The sequence below is a fragment of the Ahrensia marina genome (genome assembly GCF_042140245.1).
Classification (GTDB): domain Bacteria; phylum Pseudomonadota; class Alphaproteobacteria; order Rhizobiales; family MH13; genus MH13.
The window spans coordinates 2759481-2777443 of record NZ_CP159483.1 but is presented as its reverse complement, the minus strand read 5'-3'; the positions used below and the strand labels follow the sequence as shown (position 1 = coordinate 2777443).

Here is a 17963-nt window from a genome sequence, read left to right as displayed (position 1 = left end):
GAATACACCCTCCCCTTAAAGCGTTATGTCTGTGTAGAGCTCAGAAACGTCTGGTTCCGGATCGCTCTGCGCAAACTCGGCTGCGTCGGTGACGATGGCGCGAACGTCTTTGTCCAACGCCTTCAAATCGTCCTCGCTAGCCCATTTTTTATCCAACAGACGCACCTTCACCTGTTCAATCGGGTCGTGCTCTGCGCGCATTTTCTGCACCTCATCCTTGGTGCGATATTTCGCAGGATCAGACATGGAATGGCCGCGATACCGGTAAGTCAGCATCTCCAAGATGTAAGGGCCTTTGCCGGAGCGCGCATGCGCCAAGGCTTTCTCGCCTGCAGCGTGGACCGCGCGAACATCCATACCGTCAACCTGCTCGCCAGGTATCCCAAACGAAGCGCCACGCTGCGAGAGATCAGTGGTTGATGAGGACCGCTCGATGGACGTGCCCATCGCGTATTTGTTGTTTTCGATGATGTAGACGACCGGCAAGCTCCAAAGCTTGGCCATGTTGAAGCTTTCATACACCTGGCCTTGGTTGGCCGAGCCATCGCCAAAGTACGTGACAGAAACATTGCCATTGTCACGATATTTGTTGGCGAACCCCAAACCTGTGCCAAGTGAAACCTGCGCCCCCACAATACCGTGACCGCCATAAAAGTGCTTCTCACGGGAGAACATGTGCATCGACCCGCCCTTGCCACGCGAGTAACCACCTTGGCGCCCAGTGAGCTCAGCCATCACACCACGGCTTTCCATGCCGGTTGCCAGCATATGGCCGTGATCACGGTAGCCGGTGATAACTTGATCGCCCTCAACCATGGCCATTTGCATGCCAATCACGACGGCCTCTTGTCCTATGTAAAGGTGACAAAACCCGCCGATCAGGCCCATGCCATAAAGCTGGCCAGCCTTTTCTTCAAAACGACGAATAAGTAGCATTTCGCGATAGGCAGCGAGTTCTTGTTCTTTGGAAAAGTCAGCAACCTTTGGGCTTGCTTTTGACGCCCGCCTGCTGGTGGTCTTTCGAGCGGTTTTCGCGGGCGATTTTGATGCGGAACTGGCTGCACGCGCCATAGACTGGCTCCTTGGTTATCCTCAACAGCGAACGTGTTATCTCTGCGCTCGTTGGGTGACGCAAATGTAACTCAGTAGTAGCCGGTTTTGAAGAGAAACGAAAGGCTAGATAAGTGCAAATACAATAGAGAAAAAAATGATATTTTTTAATGGGTTAGACTAGATTAACTGAATTATTGTTAAACAACATATGCGGTTGCCAGGATCGCATTGAAGCGTTCCTGGTTATCGACGAACGATCCGCTCCGATCGGCCAATCAATGCGAGCGACTGTCGCGCTCTTTCGTCAACCAGATCACCATCCATTGCGTCATTTCGCAAGGCTTCTACGCGCGCTTCTAAAATGTCGCGGCGCGCCTCAAGGTGCAACCGTTCCTCAGCAAGACGCTCAACCTGACCTTGAACCTGCGCATAGGCAAGTAGACCATGGTTGCCGTGAAAAGCATGATAGGCAAAATAAATCCCGAACAAGATGAGGGCGACGCGAAAGGCGTAGAGCGTTCGGCGGGATCGAGGTTTATGGCGCGTGAGCATGCGTGGGGGGTCACACTGTTATGGCGATGGACTGTTTATGCCGCGCTCAGCGTTAGCCGCCACTTAAGCGACTTGGTTAACAACAGGTATCAAGAAAAAACCCGGTATCGCGCTGGGCGACACCGGGTTCATCAACATCGTAGCGCTAAAAAAGAGTGCTAGCCCTTCAGCATTGCCCGCCCCTGATAGAGCGCTGTAGCGCCGAGCTGTTCTTCAATACGAATTAGCTGGTTGTATTTGGCCAGCCGATCGGAGCGCGCCAGAGACCCGGTTTTGATCTGTCCGCAGTTGGTTGCAACCGCGAGGTCAGCAATGGTTGCGTCCTCGGTTTCGCCAGAGCGATGCGACATTACCGCAGTAAAGCCAGCACGATGCGCCATATCAACGGCCGTCAACGTCTCGGTGAGCGTGCCAATCTGATTCACCTTCACCAGAATGGAATTGGCCGACTTTTTCTCAATGCCGGTGGAAAGGCGCGCCGGGTTGGTGACGAAAAGATCATCACCGACAAGCTGAACTTTATCGCCTATCTTGGCTGTGAGGGCGTTCCAACCGTCCCAATCGTCTTCAGCCATGCCGTCTTCGATGGAGATAATCGGATAGTTGGCTGTAAGTTCGGCAAGGAAATCTACCATGTCGGACGGTGAGAGAACCTTCCCTTCGCCTTTCATGTTGTAGTTGCCGTTCTCAAAGAATTCGGTGGATGCAACATCAAGCGCCAGCATCACATCGTCGCCGGGCTTGTAGCCAGCGTCTTCCACCGCTTTCATGATGAAGCCAAGCGCGCCCTTGGTATCGAGATTGGGCGCGAAGCCGCCCTCGTCACCAACATTGGTATTTTGACCGGCTTCAGAGAGCGCTTTTTTCAGCGTGTGAAAAATCTCAGTGCCCATCTGCACGGCGTGGCTGAGGCTCTCAGCCCCAACAGGCATGATCATGAATTCTTGGAAATCAATCGGATTGTCGGCGTGCTCGCCACCATTGATGATGTTCATCATCGGTACCGGTAACACTCGGGCTGAGGGACCGCCGATGTAACGATAGAGTGGCAAGTTGGAGGCCTGGGCAGCTGCTTTGGCGACAGCAAGCGACACGCCGAGGATGGCATTGGCGCCAAGGCGCGCTTTGTTTGGCGTGCCATCCAGTTCAATCATGGTGGAGTCGATTTCAACCTGATCTTCTGCATCCAAGCCCAAAAGCTCTTCACAGATATCGGTGTTGACGTGGTCAACGGCCTTGGTAACGCCCTTACCTTTGTAGGCATCGCCACCGTCACGCAGCTCAACAGCCTCATGGGCGCCCGTCGATGCGCCAGAGGGAACAGCCGCACGGCCAACAAGGCCATTCTCCAGTTCCACATCCACCTCAACGGTTGGATTGCCGCGGCTATCAAAGATCTGGCGTGCATGAATATCGACAATAGCTGTCATGAGAGTCCCCCGAGGATAAGTGGCCAACGCGTTGGCAGAACACGGTTTTGATTTCGCTTGGCTTCTAAGACAAAAGTCTTGAACCCGCCAGCCCAAAGAAGGTCACTGTTTGGCGGCTTGATCGATCGCCATCAGTCTCAGCAACAAACCTTCCATCTGATCAAGCCGGATCATGTTCGGTCCATCCGAAGGAGCGTTATCAGGGTCTTGATGACTCTCAATGAACAAGCCGGCGATACCGGTTGCCAAAGCTGCTTTGGCCAACGGTTCAACAAACTCACGTTGGCCTCCGGTTGACCCGCCCTGCCCGCCTGGTTGCTGGACCGAGTGTGTCGCATCAAAGATTACCGGTGCGCCCATAGCTGCCATGGTCGGCAAAGAGCGCATATCGACCACCAGTGTGTTGTAGCCAAAACTTGCGCCGCGTTCGGTCAGCAAGACATTGGCATTGCCAGACCCTGTGACCTTGTCGAGCACATTTTGCATGTCCCAGGGCGCCAAAAACTGCCCCTTTTTTACATTGACCACGCAACCAGTTTTGGCTGCCGCCACAAGAAGGTCTGTTTGCCGGCAAAGGAAGGCTGGGATTTGCAAGACATCCACCACACTGCCAACTTCTGCGCATTGGCCAGGTTCGTGGACATCGGTGAGTACAGGCAGTCCAAGCTCGGCCTTGATGTCGGAAAAAACCGCCATAGCCGTTTCAAGACCAACGCCGCGCTTTCCCGAAAGGCTGGTACGATTGGCTTTGTCGTAGCTTGTCTTGAAAATGAAGCCGACACCGAGCTTGCCGCAGATCTCTTTCAGTGCGCCTGCCATATCAAAGGCATGCGCGCGACTTTCCATCTGGCAAGGCCCAGCAATCAGCGAAAACGGCGCATCGTTAGCAAACGACACGTCCCCGACTGTAACAGTGGTGCTTGGCTGCATGATCAAGCTTCCCGAGCAACGATGGTGATAGCAAAGTCTTCGTCGCGGTGGATCACCAGATCATGACCACGATCATCAAAGGCGATATCCGAGACGCTTAGGTGCGCACGCAACACGTCCAGACTATCGAACTGCATTTCCACCGCCTCAATGCGGGGGCCGCGACCACGTGGTGGAAGTATCTCACCTGTCATCGCTGTATAAGCCGTCGGAGAAACCACGCTGACCAATGCGTTGGGCAAATCCATCTCCATGCCAAACGAAGTTGTTCGTAGATCACGATCACCGGTCACGGTCTGGAAGAGATACTGAAAGTCAGATGGATTGCCTTCAACCAAAACCAAGCGAGAAATGCCCTTGGCGCCGTTGACGTGAACGAAGCGTTCCGATTGCCACAGCACCTCGCGTGACAGGTGTTCGCAACAAAACAGTGTGACATCGGGCGCGCGTTCCGATGCTGACACGGCCAGATGCACGCCAATCGTCGTCTCTCCGCCGTCGGGCATTGCCTGCTTGCGCGTGAAGGAGAGAATATCTCCCGCGCTTACGCCCTCCAATGCAAAAAGCGACTGCATCCGCTTCGCGCTATCGGTTGTGAACGCTGCCATGATCGGCCCATAGCCATGGCGGAAACGAAAAGCATGGTACCGCTTCACGAACGGGTTGGTTGTTTTCAGCGCTGTAAGTTCAGCATCACGATCTGTAACGGCCAACGGCTCAAAGTAAGTGCCGTTCTCGAAAAAAACGTTGCAGTTGCCCGTGCCGAAGGGATGGTGAGCATCAGGCTGAACCTGAAAACCAAGCGCCGTGAGACGTCCGCGCGCGGACACAAGATCGGGCACGCCAACAACGACGTGGTCGAGAGCATTTTTCGGGTTCATGAGCGTCCGGCTTTCTTCGAAGAAAGGCTTTAAACGAGCCTGCTCTGTTCAATAGCCGCTTCGATGAACGAGGCAAACAGCGGATGCGGTTCAAAGGGGCGCGATTTCAGCTCTGGGTGGTATTGGACGCCAATGAACCAGGGATGATCAGGATACTCTATGGTTTCGGGAAGCACGCCATCTGGCGACAAACCAGAAACCACCAGGCCAGCTTTCTCCAGTGTCTCACGATAATCGATGTTCACCTCGTAACGGTGACGATGGCGCTCAGAGATATCTGTGTTGCCATAAATATCGGCGATCTTGGTGCCGTCAGAAAGGTGCGCATGATAGGCGCCCAAACGCATCGTACCGCCAAGATCACCTTCTGCAGCACGTTTTTCAAGCGCATTCCCCTTCAGCCATTCGGTCATCAAACCGACCACGATTGGGCCTTCTGAATTCTCAAATTCGCTGGAACGCGCATCGGTTACACCAGCAAGATTGCGCGCTGCATCAAGCACCGCCATCTGCATACCGTAACATATGCCAAAGTACGGCACCTGACGGGTGCGAGCGAAACTAGCGGCAGCAATCTTGCCCTCAGCGCCACGTTTGCCAAACCCACCAGGCACAAGAATACCGTGTACACCTTCTAAATAAGGACTGGGATCTTCGCTTTCAAAAATCTCAGCTTCCAGCCATTCGATCTCGACCTTCACCTTGTTGGCGATGCCGCCGTGCGTCAGGGCTTCAATGAGCGATTTGTAGGCATCTTTCAGGTCGGTGTACTTGCCAACAACGGCGATTTTTACGGTACCGTCGGTGTTCTTCACACGACTGGAAATGTCTTGCCAGCGCTCAAGGTCTGGTGCCGGCGCACCTGTGATTCCAAAAGCGGCCAGAACTTCATCATCCAATCCCTCGTCATGATACGCCAAGGGCACATCATAGATGTGAGGAACATCAAGAGCTGGAATCACACTCTCTTCGCGCACATTGCAGAACAAGGAGAGCTTTCGCCGTTCCCCAGGTGGAATTGGGCGATCACAGCGCACCATGAGAATATCTGGCTGGATACCGATAGAACGTAGCTCTTTGACCGAGTGCTGGGTCGGTTTGGTTTTCAGCTCACCAGCGCTTGGGATGTAAGGCATCAACGTCAGATGCATATAGATCGCATCGCCACGTGGAAGCTGGTTGCCAAGTTGGCGGATCGCCTCAAAGAACGGCAAACCTTCGATATCACCAACCGTGCCGCCAATCTCACAGATCACAAAGTCGTAATCCTCGTTGCCGTCCAATACGAAGGCTTTGATCGTATCGGTCACATGCGGGATGACCTGAACCGTGGCACCCAGATAGTCCCCTCGGCGCTCTTTGGCGATGATATCTTGATAGATTTTGCCGGTGGTGATGTTGTCCCGCTGATTGGCTGAACGGCCTGTGAACCGTTCATAATGCCCAAGGTCGAGATCTGTTTCCGCGCCGTCGTCTGTAACGAACACCTCGCCGTGCTGAGTCGGCGACATCGTACCGGGGTCAACATTAAGATAAGGGTCGAGTTTGCGGATGCGGACCTTGTACCCACGAGCCTGCAACAGCGCGCCTAAAGCTGCCGCTGCGATGCCTTTACCGAGGGAGGAAACCACGCCGCCTGTGATGAAAATATATCGCGCCATGGGACTCACCTAGTAACTGAACCGCCTTGGCCTCACAAGCGCTGATCTGTGGACGTTCATGCATGACAGCCATGCAAACAGTTTGTCCCCAAAAACTATCCTTGCTGCCCAGTGTCTAGGAGTTCCCCACATGAGGTGAACTGCCAGCAAAAAGCGCAGCGTTGCGGCTGAACAGTTCAACCATACGATCCACAAACAACCTCACTTCAGAGCGCTTGCGATCATCGTCGTGCAAAACGATCCATGCGGTATGGGTTAGTTCGTCGATGACGCCGCCCAAACGCTTCAGCTTCGGGTCTGTGTCGCCAATGTAACACGGCAAGACCGCTCGCCCGGCACCAGCTCGAACCATATCGCGTAGAACACTCGGACTATACGTCCAAGAAGTGATCCAGGCGCCGGGCTTGCTAGAAGCCCAATTGGCCCAAGGGGTGTCCAGTTCACCACGACCAATAGACACCCAGTTTTCATTGTTGGCGTCGTCAAAATCGCCAGCGCAATACACCGCATAAGCCACCGAGGGAGCGCTACGCACCGCAACATTCCCGCTTTGTGGACGTTTGTCAGACACCGTAATGGAAACACGGCGATGCCAGATATCAGCGAGGCCGCCATTGGCTTCGATACACAGTTGGAAGGGATCCTGCGGCGTCCAAAGGGATGTCAAATTTGCCGTGAAAAAGCATGCCATCCAATGATCGAGCGAGATATCAACGCCAGGCAAAGGAACTGCTTCCAATCGCCAGTCCTCGACGCTTTTAGCTCCATCGCGCATCATCAAAACACGGTCGAACAATGCCTTACCATCTGGCGCCAAAACGTAACCAGTCTGGCGACGGATGAAGAGCTCTCGTTGCAACACCCTCTCAAGGTCATGCATGCGGCGCCCGATTGTCGGTGAACTGATCCCGGTATGGGCAGATGCAGCTGCCAAGCTGCCTAGGCTGGCCACTTTGTAGAAAAGCCGCAGATCATCCCAATCCAACGCGTCTTTCATCTTTGAAAATACCCTTTCAAAACGTCCTCTACCAAGACGGCCCATCCACTCTTAGCTTCCGAGTATCCTGCCAACTCCCCTCGAAAAGGATGCAGCCCAATGTTCGAGTACTCTGTTCTTGCAACCCACATTGTTGAAGCCCCGAAAAACCACAACCATGTCGACAAAGATGTGCTGGACAGCCCTGAATGGGCTGGTTTCCTGCCCCTAGTCGAGCTTGCCGCCCGGTGGAGCACCGCCAATCGCAAGCGTGCGCTCAGCAATCTTGCCAAAGACACGGCACAGACAAAGGCATTCGCCCAAGACCTGGCGGCCAAACCATCTTGCCCTTGACGGATAAGCCTTCCCGACACGAAGCGCATCCTTCAGGTATGAAACCCGTCTTTCGCCGCTGAGCGATCTGCCACCACCGACACAAACAAAAAAGCTGCGCGTGACGGGGTCACGCGCAGCTTTTTTGTTTGTCTAGGAACAGCTTTACTGGGTTGTCGGTATCTGCGGCTCATCAGGTGTATCGACCGCTGGAACTTCGCCGCCGATCTGCTCAAGCAATGTCGAACCATCCTCCGACGGTTGAGCGTCAGGAATGCTGTCGAGAATCGAGGACGGCCCAGCACCTGTCTGAGCAAGCACCGTCAATGAGATTGATGTGATAAAAAAGCCAAGCGCCAAAAATGCCGTGGCACGGGTCAGCACATTCGCCCGACCGCGACTGGACATAAAGTTGCCGCCACCGCCGCCACCGATCCCCAAAGCTCCGCCTTCAGAGCGTTGGAGAAGCACGACAGCAACCAGTGCAACAACCACCAGAAGATGAACAACAATCAAGACAGTTTCTAAGGTTTCCATACCAATTCCATTTTTCCAGCAAAAAGCCAGATGGCGCCGACAATGAAGCAGCTCAAGTGATGTCCAGCTGTGCTTGGATCAAGAGGGTTGCGCTAATCACGTAGATAAAAGTGCAACGTTGGCGTTGCCATACACCAAGACTGAGCCTCGTGCAAAGTCCTCTTCTAGGTGAAGCAAGCGGCTAACCCTCGGCCTTCATCATACCGGCCACAGCATCAGCGATACCCATAAAGTCGGACGCGCTGAGGCTGGCACCTCCAACCAAGGCTCCATCAACATTGTTTGGCGCCAACACGTCGGCTGCGTTGCCCGGTTTCACCGATCCCCCGTACAGAATGCGCATCTTGGCGCCTTCGTCTCCGAAACGGTTGGTAAGTTCAGCACGGATTGCATCATGCATCGCGGCGATATCATCGACCGTGGGTGTCAAACCTGTGCCGATGGCCCAAACAGGTTCATAAGCAACAACCGTGTTCTCTGCCGTTGCCCCATCAGGGACTGATCCCGCAATCTGTCCGGCGACAACTGAAACTTCATTGCCAGCCTCACGCTCATCTTTGGTTTCACCCACACAGACAATTGCGCAAAGACCAGCACGCCATGCACCAAGAGTTTGGGCATGGACAACTTCATCTGTTTCACCATGGTCAGTGCGTCGCTCAGAATGACCTGTCAAAACATAGCTGGCACCAACGTCCAGCAGCATTTCCGGAGCGATATCACCGGTGTGCGCACCATTTTCGGCTGGGTGACACGTTTGGCCACCAATATGGATGGGGACCGTGTCCATGGTTTTCACGGCCAAAGCAACAAGAGTAGCTGGAGGACAAACCAACATATCAATGCGCTCAAGCACGCCCTCTTGCGCGTGGCTTTTGAGGGCCTCGATCGTGTCAACGCTGCGTCGCAACCCGTTCATTTTCCAATTGCCCGCAACGAGCGGACGAATACCGTCAGTTGGCATAACCGTTCCAAGTGATTGATGAAGTTGGCGGCCTGCTAGCAGGTTTACCGCCATCAATCAAAGCCGCAAAAGCTCGTCCGGTTCCGCTTGCACCGCCCCAAACGGCTGACTATAGTCGCGACCAACCACGCGATTTGCGTTATTTTCTAACAAAAACAAAAGCTTAAAACAAATGCTGACAGCCTTACGACGGGGCGCAAGCACCACCCTTGCCAAAGTCTTCCTCATTATTGTGTCCATTGCCGTGGTCGCGGGCCTCGGCTTTGGCGGCTTCATCGGCAATATCGGCCAACGCACTGTGCTGGCGGTTGGAGATTTAGAGATCAGTGCTGAGACCTTCCAGATTGCATTGCAGCGGCAACTGAACAGGCTCAGCCAACAACTCGGCACCAACTTAACACTTGAGCAAGCAAGCTTGTTTGGGCTGGATCGCCAACTTCTTGGTCAATTGGCTTCTGAGGCAGCGCTGGACTCCGAAGCAGACCGCCTCAACATCGGTGTGTCCGATTACCGTCTGGCCGAGCGCATCGCCAACGATCCTATTTTTCTTCAGACCGGCGGTTTCAATCGCCAGTTTTTCCAACAAGTTCTGCGCTCATATGGCATCACAGAAGACGATTTTGTCGCAGACACGCGCTCGTTCGCTGCCCGTCAACAGCTCGCTCAAGGTCTCGTCGGCGGCATGCAACCCGCCGATGCAATGCTTGAAGTTGCCAACACCTACGCAAACGAACTGCGCGTTGTTTCATTTTTGACTCTTGATGACACCTCCCTCGGGGACCGTCCAGCCGCGACCGAAGAAGATCTGAGAGCCTTCTTCAACGACCGCACCGGGGACTATCGCGCGCCGGAGTATCGCAGCATTGTTTATATGGCACTCTCTGAGACAGATCTCGCCGACCCTTCAGCAGTAAGCGCCACCGATGTTCAGGCCGCCTATGAAGCTGAACGCGAAGAACTCACAAGCGCGGGTGAACGCGATATCACACAGCTCCTTTTCCAGGATTCAGCCCAGGCAAATGAAGCGCAAGCGCGCCTTGAAGCTGGCGAAGCAGTTGCGGACCTCCAGGCCGATGAGAGTTTTGATTTTACCGCAACAGAGCTTGGCGCTGTCCAGCGAACAGCGATCTTGGATCAAGCTGCTGGCGATGCCGCGTTCTCACTGGATGCTGCCGGGCCAACGGGTGTCGTTGACGGTCGCTTCGGCAGTATCATCATGGTGGTGAATGAGGTGATTGAAGACAGCGTCACCCCGCTTGAAGACGTTGAAGATCGTTTGCGCCAGGAACTTGCAAACGCAGCCGCGCGCGATGAAATCTTCTCGCTGTTTGATGCCATCGAAGATGCCCGCGCCGGTGGAGACCCTCTGGATCAAATCGCTCCGCGGTTTGACCTTGAACTGGTCACTGTTGACGCACTTGATGCCAACGGTTTTGGCCGTGATGACGAACCCGTTGATCTGCCAGAAACAAACTCGCTGATCGCAGACACATTTGAAAGCGACGTCGGCCTGGAGAACGATGCGCTCGATACAACCGGCGGGGGATTCGTCTGGTTTGAAGTGACAGGCGTCGAGGAGGCGCGCGACCTCACATTCGAAGAGGCACAAGATCGTGTTCAAAGCGATTGGGAAGACCAACAGCTTGATGAAATGCTGCGCGAGCGCGCAGGTGAACTTGTCAGCGAGTTAGAGCGTGGTCGCTCACTACAAACACTTTCCATAGCGCTGGATTTACCGGTCACCATCACCGAGCCGTTTACGCGTGGCGAGGCACCTGATGAGATGGGTGGCCCCGCAACCGTCGCCGCTTTTGAAGGTGGTGAAGCCCATTTTGGTGATGTTGAGGGTCCGCCAAATGCTGACGGAGAAACAACGACCCGCCTTGTCTTCGTGGTTGATGACGTCACCCGCCCAGCCTTCTTTGAAACGGCCGCTGACGTGCAAGAGCTGGCAGAGCAGCTGGCACCTGCACTTGAGGACACGGTGCTCACCCAATACGTCCAGGCGCTGCAGAACTCTCTCGGCGTACGCGTCAACCAGGCACTGGTGGCAGAATTGACCGGTGGCGGAAGCCATAGCGGCATGTAGGGCGCATAGGGTACCAAAAACATGCAGGTTCTGCCCTTCTCCGACGCTTTTGCCGAGCGCTACAACGCCGGAACCGCTCAAGTCGTCTACACACGGCTCGTCGCAGACCTTGAAACGCCGGTCTCGGCGATGCTCAAGTTATCAGGCACGTCCAAAAACGCATTCTTGCTGGAGTCGGTCGAGGGTGGTGCGGTCCGTGGGCGCTACTCGATGATTGGTCTGGCACCTGATTTGTTGTTCCGCGCTGATGGCGACCGCGCAGCCCAAGCCAGTGTCAGCATTGACGGTGTGACGGCACCTTTTGAAGAGCTTGATGCCTCGGCACTTGATGCTCTGCGCACGTTGATTGAGCAAAGCCGCATAGACCTGCCAGATGATCTACCGCCAATGTCAGCAGGTGTGTTCGGCTATCTAGGCTACGACACGGTTCGGTTGATCGAAAAGCTCCCGGACCAGAATCCAGATCGCCTCGGCACGCCCGACATTTTGTTGATGCGCCCCACCATCATCGTGGTCTTCGATGCGGTGCGTGATGAAATCACGGTGGTAACACCCGTTCGACCAACGCCAGAGCAGAACGCCGACCAAGCCTATGCGCGTGCTTTGGACCGTTTAACAGCCGCGGTGGACAAGCTCGAAACTCCGCTTGGACAGAGCGCGGCACCCATCGATGTGCCAATGCCGACGATGATGTCGAACACATCGCCGGACGAGTACAAGGCGATGGTCGCGCGTGCCAAAGAGTACATCACCGCAGGCGATATCTTCCAAGTTGTTCTGTCCCAGCGTTTCGAAACGCCATTTCCTCTACCCGACTTTGCGCTCTACCGTGCTCTGCGGCGCACCAATCCCGCACCATTCCTGTATTATCTCTCTTTTGATGGCTTCACGATTGTCGGCTCAAGCCCAGAAATACTGGTGCGCGTACGTGATGGTGAGGTTACCATTCGTCCCATTGCTGGCACGCGCAAACGTGGAGATACACCCGCTGAAGACCAGGCATTGGCAGACGAGCTTCTCGCCGACCCAAAAGAGCGCGCTGAGCATTTGATGCTGCTCGACCTCGGCCGCAACGATGTCGGTCGTGTTTCAAAGCTGGGCACCGTGAAGGTTACCGATCAGTACTTCATCGAGCGCTATTCGCACGTCATGCACATCGTTTCCAACGTGATCGGCGAGCTTGATAGTGATCGCTACGACGCTCTCGATGCTTTGGGCGCTGGTTTTCCTGCCGGAACAGTGTCCGGAGCGCCAAAAGTACGGGCGATGGAAATCATTGACGAGTTGGAGAAGGACAAGCGGGGGATTTATGCAGGTTGTGTTGGCTATTTCGATGCCAACGGCTCGCTTGACACGTGCATTGTGCTGCGCACCGCGATCGTCAAAGATGGCGTGATGTATGTGCAGGCGGGAGCCGGCATCGTGGCAGACAGCGACCCTGATTCAGAACAGGCAGAATGCGAAAACAAAGCCCGCGCGCTTTTCCGCGCAGCTGAAGAAGCTGTGCGCTTTGCGGCCACCTCACAGCGGGGGCAATGACGTGGCAGACACCTATCTCGTCATCGATAACTATGACAGCTTCACTTACAATCTGGTGCACTGTTTGGGCGCCACGGGTGTGGCAATGGATGTTGTGCGCAATGATGCCATCTCCGTCGAGGATGTTGCCAAACGCCGCGCATCAGGCGAGCTTGCCGGCATTGTTCTCTCACCGGGTCCCTGCACACCTAATGATGCAGGTATTTGTCTCGATCTCATTGATCACCTGGGCGCATCCACTCCGATTTTTGGGGTTTGTCTTGGCATGCAGTCGATGGGCCAGGCCTATGGTGGCAAAGTCATCGGCGCAGCTCAACTGATGCACGGTAAAGTATCGACAGTGACACCGGCTATCGAAGCGCCATTGTTTGCGGGTATCAACGGCCCTTTCGAAGCCACGCGGTATCATTCGCTCGCCGTAGAAACCACATCACTACCCACCGACATGGTGATCACTGCACGCACAGATGAAGGAGAGATCATGGGCCTCTCCCATCGCAATGATCCGGTCCACGGCGTACAGTTTCACCCCGAGAGCATTGCTTCGCAGCATGGTGAGCGCATTCTCGCCAACTTTGTGGCGATAGCCACACGTTTCAACGATCAGCAGCAGGGCCAGTGATGTCTGACGCAATCAAACCGCTTCTGACCAAAGTCTGCTCTGGCGATGGTTTGACCCGTAGCGAGGCAGAGACTGCCTTCGAGCACATCATGTCCGGTGATCTAACCAACGCTCAAATTGCCGCGTTTCTTATCGCACTTAAAGTGCGTGGCGAATCCATTGATGAGCTGGTGGGCGCTGTTTCGGTCATGCGCTCAAAGATGACGCCAGTAGACTTACCCGAGCGGTTGGCTGTTGAAGCAATGGATATTGTTGGAACCGGGGGCGACGGCAAAGGCAGTTACAATGTGTCAACCGCAACCGCGCTCACTGTTGCCGCGTGCGGTGTTCCGGTCGCCAAGCATGGCAATCGCGCTGTTTCTTCCCAGTCCGGCGCAGCCGACGTACTCAAAGCACTTGGCGTCAACATCGACATCGGGCCAGAGCAAATTGCCACCTGTATCGAAAAAGTTGGCATCGGATTCATGTTCGCCCCCATGCATCATTCAGCCATGAAGCATGTCGGACCGACCCGCACTGAACTCGGGCAGCGCACGATTTTCAACCTCATCGGCCCACTCTCCAACCCCGCAGGCGCGAAACGTCAGTTGATTGGCGTCTATGATGAGCGCTGGCTCGTGCCCATCGCTGAAACCCTTAAAGCACTGGGGTCGGAAACAGCGTGGGTGGTCTATGGTATTGATGGCATGGACGAAATCACAACGACAGGCATCACGCATTTGGCCAAGTTGGAGGAAGGCGAAGTCAGCCTCGCTGCAATTGACCCGCGCGACCACGGCATTGACCTCGTCGATGAACGCGAACTCGTTGGCGGCGATGCCACTCACAATGCCAAGGCACTGCGTGATGTTCTAGCAGGTGAGCAGAATGCCTATGCCGATATTGTTGAGATGAACGCCGCCGCCGCTTTGTGTGTCGCCGGCGCAGCAACCACGTTGGACAAGGGCCTTCTCAAGGCTCGCGACGCACTATCATCCGGCCAAGCGTCGGCGACACTGGACAAGCTCGTCACAACATCTAACGAGGCTGCGTGAGCTGTGGTCGATATCCTGGACAAGATCGAAGCCTACAAGCGTGAGGAAGTCGCGGCCGCCAAACTGGCCGTTTCGCTTTCGCACCTCGAAGAGACAGCAAAAACACAAAGCGCGCCGCGCGGCTTTCTATCCGCTCTTCGCACCAAAAAGGCGGCAGGCACCTATGGTCTGATTGCTGAGATCAAAAAAGCATCCCCCAGCAAGGGGCTGATCCGTGAGGCTTTCGATCCGCCTGCTCATGCTCAGGCCTACGCTGCAGGTGGAGCAGCGTGCTTGTCGGTGCTAACAGATGCGCCTTCCTTTCAAGGCCACCCTGATTTCATGATCGCTGCACGCGATGCCGTTTCCTTGCCCGTTCTGCGAAAAGACTTTCTCTACGACACCTATCAAGTCGCCGAAGCGCGCGCCTGGGGCGCCGATTGCATTTTGATCATCATGGCAGCAGTTGATGATGCACTGGCGGCTGATTTGCTCGCATCCGCCACACACCATGGCATGGATGCTCTGGTCGAAGTGCATGACGCGGATGAATTGGAACGCGCGCTGGCGCTGGATGCCCCACTCCTTGGAATCAACAACCGCAACCTGCGAACATTCGAGACCAAGCTAGAGACAAGCGAAGAGCTAGCCAAAAACGTTCCCAATGATCGATTGTTGGTGGGCGAATCTGGACTTTTCACCCGCGCTGACTTGGATCGCATGGCAGCATCAAACATTACCACGTTCCTTATCGGCGAGAGTCTGATGCGCCAAGCTGACGTGGAAGCAGCAACGCGTGATTTGTTGGCTGCATGAAAGATCAGCTGACTCACACAGATCAAGCTGGCAAAGCATCTATGGTGGATGTCAGCGACAAGCCTGTAACGGCTCGAACAGCCGGCGCATCTGGCGCCATTTTGATGCAAGCGAAAACACTCGCCGCCATCCGCGACAATCGCTTAAAAAAAGGAGACGTGCTGGCCACGGCACGTATCGCTGGTGTTATGGCCGCCAAGCGCACACACGACCTTATTCCGCTATGCCACCCTCTGGTTTTGAATGATGTGCAGGTGGCGATCAATGAGCGTGACGATGGCAAAGGTTTAAACGTTGCAACATCGGTCCGCACAAGCGGGAAGACCGGTGTTGAAATGGAGGCACTGACCGCCTGCAGTGTTACGCTTCTAACGCTGTACGACATGGCCAAGGCTATCGACCGGCACATGGAGATGACCGACATCAAAGTGACGTCGAAAGCTGGAGGCGCATCGGGCGACTGGAGCCTGGACGACCAATGAGCGAGATGGTGCCCCTGGAGGCTGCGCTTGAGCTCATGATTAGGTCGGTTGAACCACTGGCGCCGTGCGCCTTGCCTCTTCTGGAAACCGACGGCTGTGTGCTTGCAGAAGACTGCGTTGCCACGCGAACTAAACCTCCCTTCGCCGTCTCTGCCATGGATGGTTATGCAATAGCGTCCACGCCATTGGCCGGGGAACATCTTCAGGTGGTTGGCGAAGTGCCAGCTGGCGCGATGTTCAATGGGACGATTGGCAAGGGTGAAGCTGTGCGCATCTTCACCGGCGCACCAATACCCAACGGCGCGAGCCATGTCCTTATCCAGGAAGATGCCATTCGAAATGGCAATGCTGTTACCGTCGCTGAAAACCCAGGTAAGGGCGCGAATGTACGTTCAGCAGGTGGAGATTTTCGCCAAGGCGATGTTTTGATTGCCAAAGGCACGAAACTGACGCCGCAACATTTAGCACTCGCTGCCTCCGGCAATCATCGAGAGTTGGTGGTTCATCCTCAGCCCAAGGTGGCTGTGATGATGAACGGAGATGAGCTTGCTTGGCCAAATCCAGAAGCGCCCAAAGATGCCATCATCGCATCCAATGGCTTCGGGCTGGCCACGCTGATACAGCGCTACGGTGCCAAGCTGCATGACCTAGCACTCATTCGTGACGATCAAGATGGTTTGGAGGCTTACATCGCTGGCTGTGAGGCCGACACGTTGGTCACAATCGGCGGTGCTTCTGTCGGTGACTATGATCTCATCCGCCCTGCCCTTGAAGCCCAAGGCTATACGTTGGACATCCCAAAGGTGGCGCTACGACCAGGTAAACCGACACTGTTTGGGAGAAAAAATGAGAAAACGGTGCTCGGTCTACCGGGCAACCCCGTCTCTTCAATGGTGAGCGCCATCATCTTTCTGCGTCCGCTTCTTGATCGGCTAGCGGGCCGCAATCCTCAACCATTCCTGGCTCTAGAAACGGCAAACCTTGGAGAAGACTTGCCTGTCAACGGGCCACGCGCGCACTTCATGCGGGCCGTCGAGAATACAGAAGGCGATCTGGTACCGGTATCAAGCCAAGAACTCCTCGCTCCTGCGCCTGCTCGGCAATGCCGATGCTTTGATCTATCGGCCAGCACATGCCGAAGCGGCTCGCGCTGGCACGCCTTGCGCAACACTTCCTTTGCCAAAATAAGGCCAACCCCTTGAAGAACACATCAAGAACAGGTACAAACTGTTCATCTTGTGTTCCAATGAGTTGGATGCGCCGCGCGCAAACAACTTGAGCCATTTGAAGCGGGGGAAATGCCGTGCTGACACCCAAGCAGCATGAACTTTTGATGTTCATCCACGAGCGACTGCGTGAATCAGGCGTCCCTCCTTCTTTTGATGAAATGAAAGATGCGCTGGACCTGAAGTCAAAGTCAGGCATTCATCGCCTCATCACTGCTTTGGAAGAACGAGGTTTTATTCGCCGACTTCCAAACCGGGCGCGCGCGATGGAAGTTGTACGGCTTCCAGACTCCCACAATCCGCGTTTGGGCGGTCGTGAAGGCGGCTTCGTGCCGAGCGTTATTGAAGGGTCCGGTGGGAGAGAGAAACCCACTCCATCAATGCCTGATGTGGCGGCACTGGGCGACGTTGTCACGGTACCGGTCATGGGTCGCATTGCTGCAGGTACGCCAATATCCGCCATCCAACAGGAAAGCCATTCAGTGTCTGTGCCAGCTGAACTGATTGCTGGTGGTGAGCATTTCGCGTTGGAAGTGCGCGGTGACTCGATGATTGAAGCCGGTATCTTTGATGGCGATACCGTGCTTATAAAACGCTCCGAAAGCGCTGATAATGGTGAAATTATCGTGGCTTTGGTTGACGATGAAGAAGCCACACTGAAGCGTTTGCGCAAGCGTGGCGGGTCAGTGGCTCTCGAAGCGGCCAACCCAACCTACGAAACACGAATCTTTGGCCCAGATCGCGTGAAAATCCAGGGCAAGTTGGTCGCGCTTTTCCGACGTTACTGACCAATCCGTATGGTCAAAGCTTTTTCAAAGCTCGGCGTTCACACGTCGAGCTTTTTTGTGTGTTGAAGCCG

Annotated in this window: 18 protein-coding genes and 1 pseudogene; 10 read left to right on the top strand and 9 right to left on the bottom strand. The window is 55.0% G+C overall.

All coding sequences use genetic code 11. The annotated features are described in order from the left end of the window. Positions 1–15: 15 nt before the first annotated feature. The 7 genes from pdhA to ABWH92_RS13555 all read right to left on the bottom strand — a co-directional run bounded on the left by pdhA (position 16) and on the right by ABWH92_RS13555 (position 7504). A complete protein-coding gene (pdhA, locus tag ABWH92_RS13585; protein WP_375569208.1) occupies positions 16–1071 on the bottom strand; it encodes a pyruvate dehydrogenase (acetyl-transferring) E1 component subunit alpha in 1056 nt (351 codons plus the stop codon). A gap of 225 nt (positions 1072–1296) precedes the next feature. Continuing rightward, complete coding sequence (locus ABWH92_RS13580) at positions 1297–1605, bottom strand: septum formation initiator family protein (protein WP_375569206.1); 309 nt, start codon at positions 1603–1605, stop codon at positions 1297–1299. Positions 1606–1763: 158 nt separating this feature from the next. Then, positions 1764–3035 (bottom strand): phosphopyruvate hydratase, encoded by a 1272-nt coding sequence (gene eno / locus ABWH92_RS13575; protein ID WP_375569204.1) that lies wholly within the window; start codon positions 3033–3035, stop codon positions 1764–1766. 102 nt (positions 3036–3137) lie between these two features. Then, entirely contained in the window at positions 3138–3965 is an 828-nt protein-coding gene (gene kdsA / locus ABWH92_RS13570) for a 3-deoxy-8-phosphooctulonate synthase (RefSeq protein WP_375569202.1), read from the bottom strand. Positions 3966–3967: 2 nt separating this feature from the next. Continuing rightward, positions 3968–4846, bottom strand: coding sequence for a VOC family protein (locus ABWH92_RS13565; RefSeq protein WP_375569200.1), 879 nt, complete (start codon positions 4844–4846; stop codon positions 3968–3970). A gap of 29 nt (positions 4847–4875) precedes the next feature. Beyond that, positions 4876–6507, bottom strand: coding sequence for a CTP synthase (locus tag ABWH92_RS13560; RefSeq protein WP_375569198.1), 1632 nt, complete (start codon positions 6505–6507; stop codon positions 4876–4878). Between the two features lie 115 nt (positions 6508–6622). Beyond that, entirely contained in the window at positions 6623–7504 is an 882-nt protein-coding gene (locus ABWH92_RS13555) for a LysR family transcriptional regulator (RefSeq protein WP_375569197.1), read from the bottom strand. Between the two features lie 99 nt (positions 7505–7603). Between ABWH92_RS13555 and ABWH92_RS13550 the strand changes: the two genes are divergently transcribed. Beyond that, positions 7604–7837: a hypothetical protein gene (locus tag ABWH92_RS13550; protein ID WP_375569196.1), complete on the top strand. Its 234-nt coding sequence runs from the start codon at positions 7604–7606 to the stop codon at positions 7835–7837. Between the two features lie 144 nt (positions 7838–7981). Here the strand turns inward: ABWH92_RS13550 and secG are convergent, their stop codons facing one another. Continuing rightward, positions 7982–8353: a preprotein translocase subunit SecG gene (gene secG, locus ABWH92_RS13545; protein WP_375569194.1), complete on the bottom strand. Its 372-nt coding sequence runs from the start codon at positions 8351–8353 to the stop codon at positions 7982–7984. A 181-nt stretch (positions 8354–8534) separates the two neighbouring features. Next, complete coding sequence (gene tpiA, locus ABWH92_RS13540; RefSeq protein WP_375569191.1) at positions 8535–9317, bottom strand: triose-phosphate isomerase; 783 nt, start codon at positions 9315–9317, stop codon at positions 8535–8537. Between the two features lie 172 nt (positions 9318–9489). Here tpiA and ABWH92_RS13535 point away from each other — a divergent pair, with 172 nt between their 5' ends. The 9 genes and pseudogenes from ABWH92_RS13535 to lexA all read left to right on the top strand — a co-directional run bounded on the left by ABWH92_RS13535 (position 9490) and on the right by lexA (position 17892). Continuing rightward, the gene (locus tag ABWH92_RS13535; RefSeq protein WP_375569190.1) at positions 9490–11406 is read left to right on the top strand and encodes a SurA N-terminal domain-containing protein; all 1917 of its coding nucleotides are present in this window, start codon (positions 9490–9492) and stop codon (positions 11404–11406) included. 21 nt (positions 11407–11427) lie between these two features. Beyond that, entirely contained in the window at positions 11428–12945 is a 1518-nt protein-coding gene (gene trpE / locus ABWH92_RS13530) for an anthranilate synthase component I (protein WP_375569188.1), read from the top strand. A gap of 1 nt (position 12946) precedes the next feature. Then, the gene (locus tag ABWH92_RS13525; RefSeq protein ID WP_375569186.1) at positions 12947–13567 is read left to right on the top strand and encodes an anthranilate synthase component II; all 621 of its coding nucleotides are present in this window, start codon (positions 12947–12949) and stop codon (positions 13565–13567) included. Beyond that, entirely contained in the window at positions 13567–14601 is a 1035-nt protein-coding gene (gene trpD / locus ABWH92_RS13520) for an anthranilate phosphoribosyltransferase (RefSeq protein WP_375569184.1), read from the top strand. Before ABWH92_RS13525 ends, trpD begins: the two co-directional genes overlap by 1 nt. 3 nt (positions 14602–14604) lie before the next feature. After that, positions 14605–15396, top strand: coding sequence for an indole-3-glycerol phosphate synthase TrpC (gene trpC / locus ABWH92_RS13515; protein ID WP_375569182.1), 792 nt, complete (start codon positions 14605–14607; stop codon positions 15394–15396). Next, the gene (gene moaC / locus ABWH92_RS13510; protein WP_375569181.1) at positions 15393–15878 is read left to right on the top strand and encodes a cyclic pyranopterin monophosphate synthase MoaC; all 486 of its coding nucleotides are present in this window, start codon (positions 15393–15395) and stop codon (positions 15876–15878) included. The genes trpC and moaC overlap by 4 nt, the downstream gene beginning before the upstream one ends. Further along, positions 15875–16918, top strand: a pseudogene (gene glp / locus ABWH92_RS13505) (gephyrin-like molybdotransferase Glp); the annotation flags it as partial. The gene moaC and the pseudogene glp, both read left to right, overlap by 4 nt. Then, positions 16860–17066, top strand: a complete 207-nt coding sequence (locus ABWH92_RS13500) for a hypothetical protein (RefSeq protein WP_375574249.1) — start codon at positions 16860–16862, stop codon at positions 17064–17066. The pseudogene glp and the gene ABWH92_RS13500, both read left to right, overlap by 59 nt. Positions 17067–17181: 115 nt before the next feature. Continuing rightward, on the top strand, positions 17182–17892 hold the full coding sequence (gene lexA / locus ABWH92_RS13495; protein WP_375569179.1) for a transcriptional repressor LexA: 711 nt from the start codon (positions 17182–17184) through the stop codon (positions 17890–17892). Positions 17893–17963: the final 71 nt, after the last annotated feature.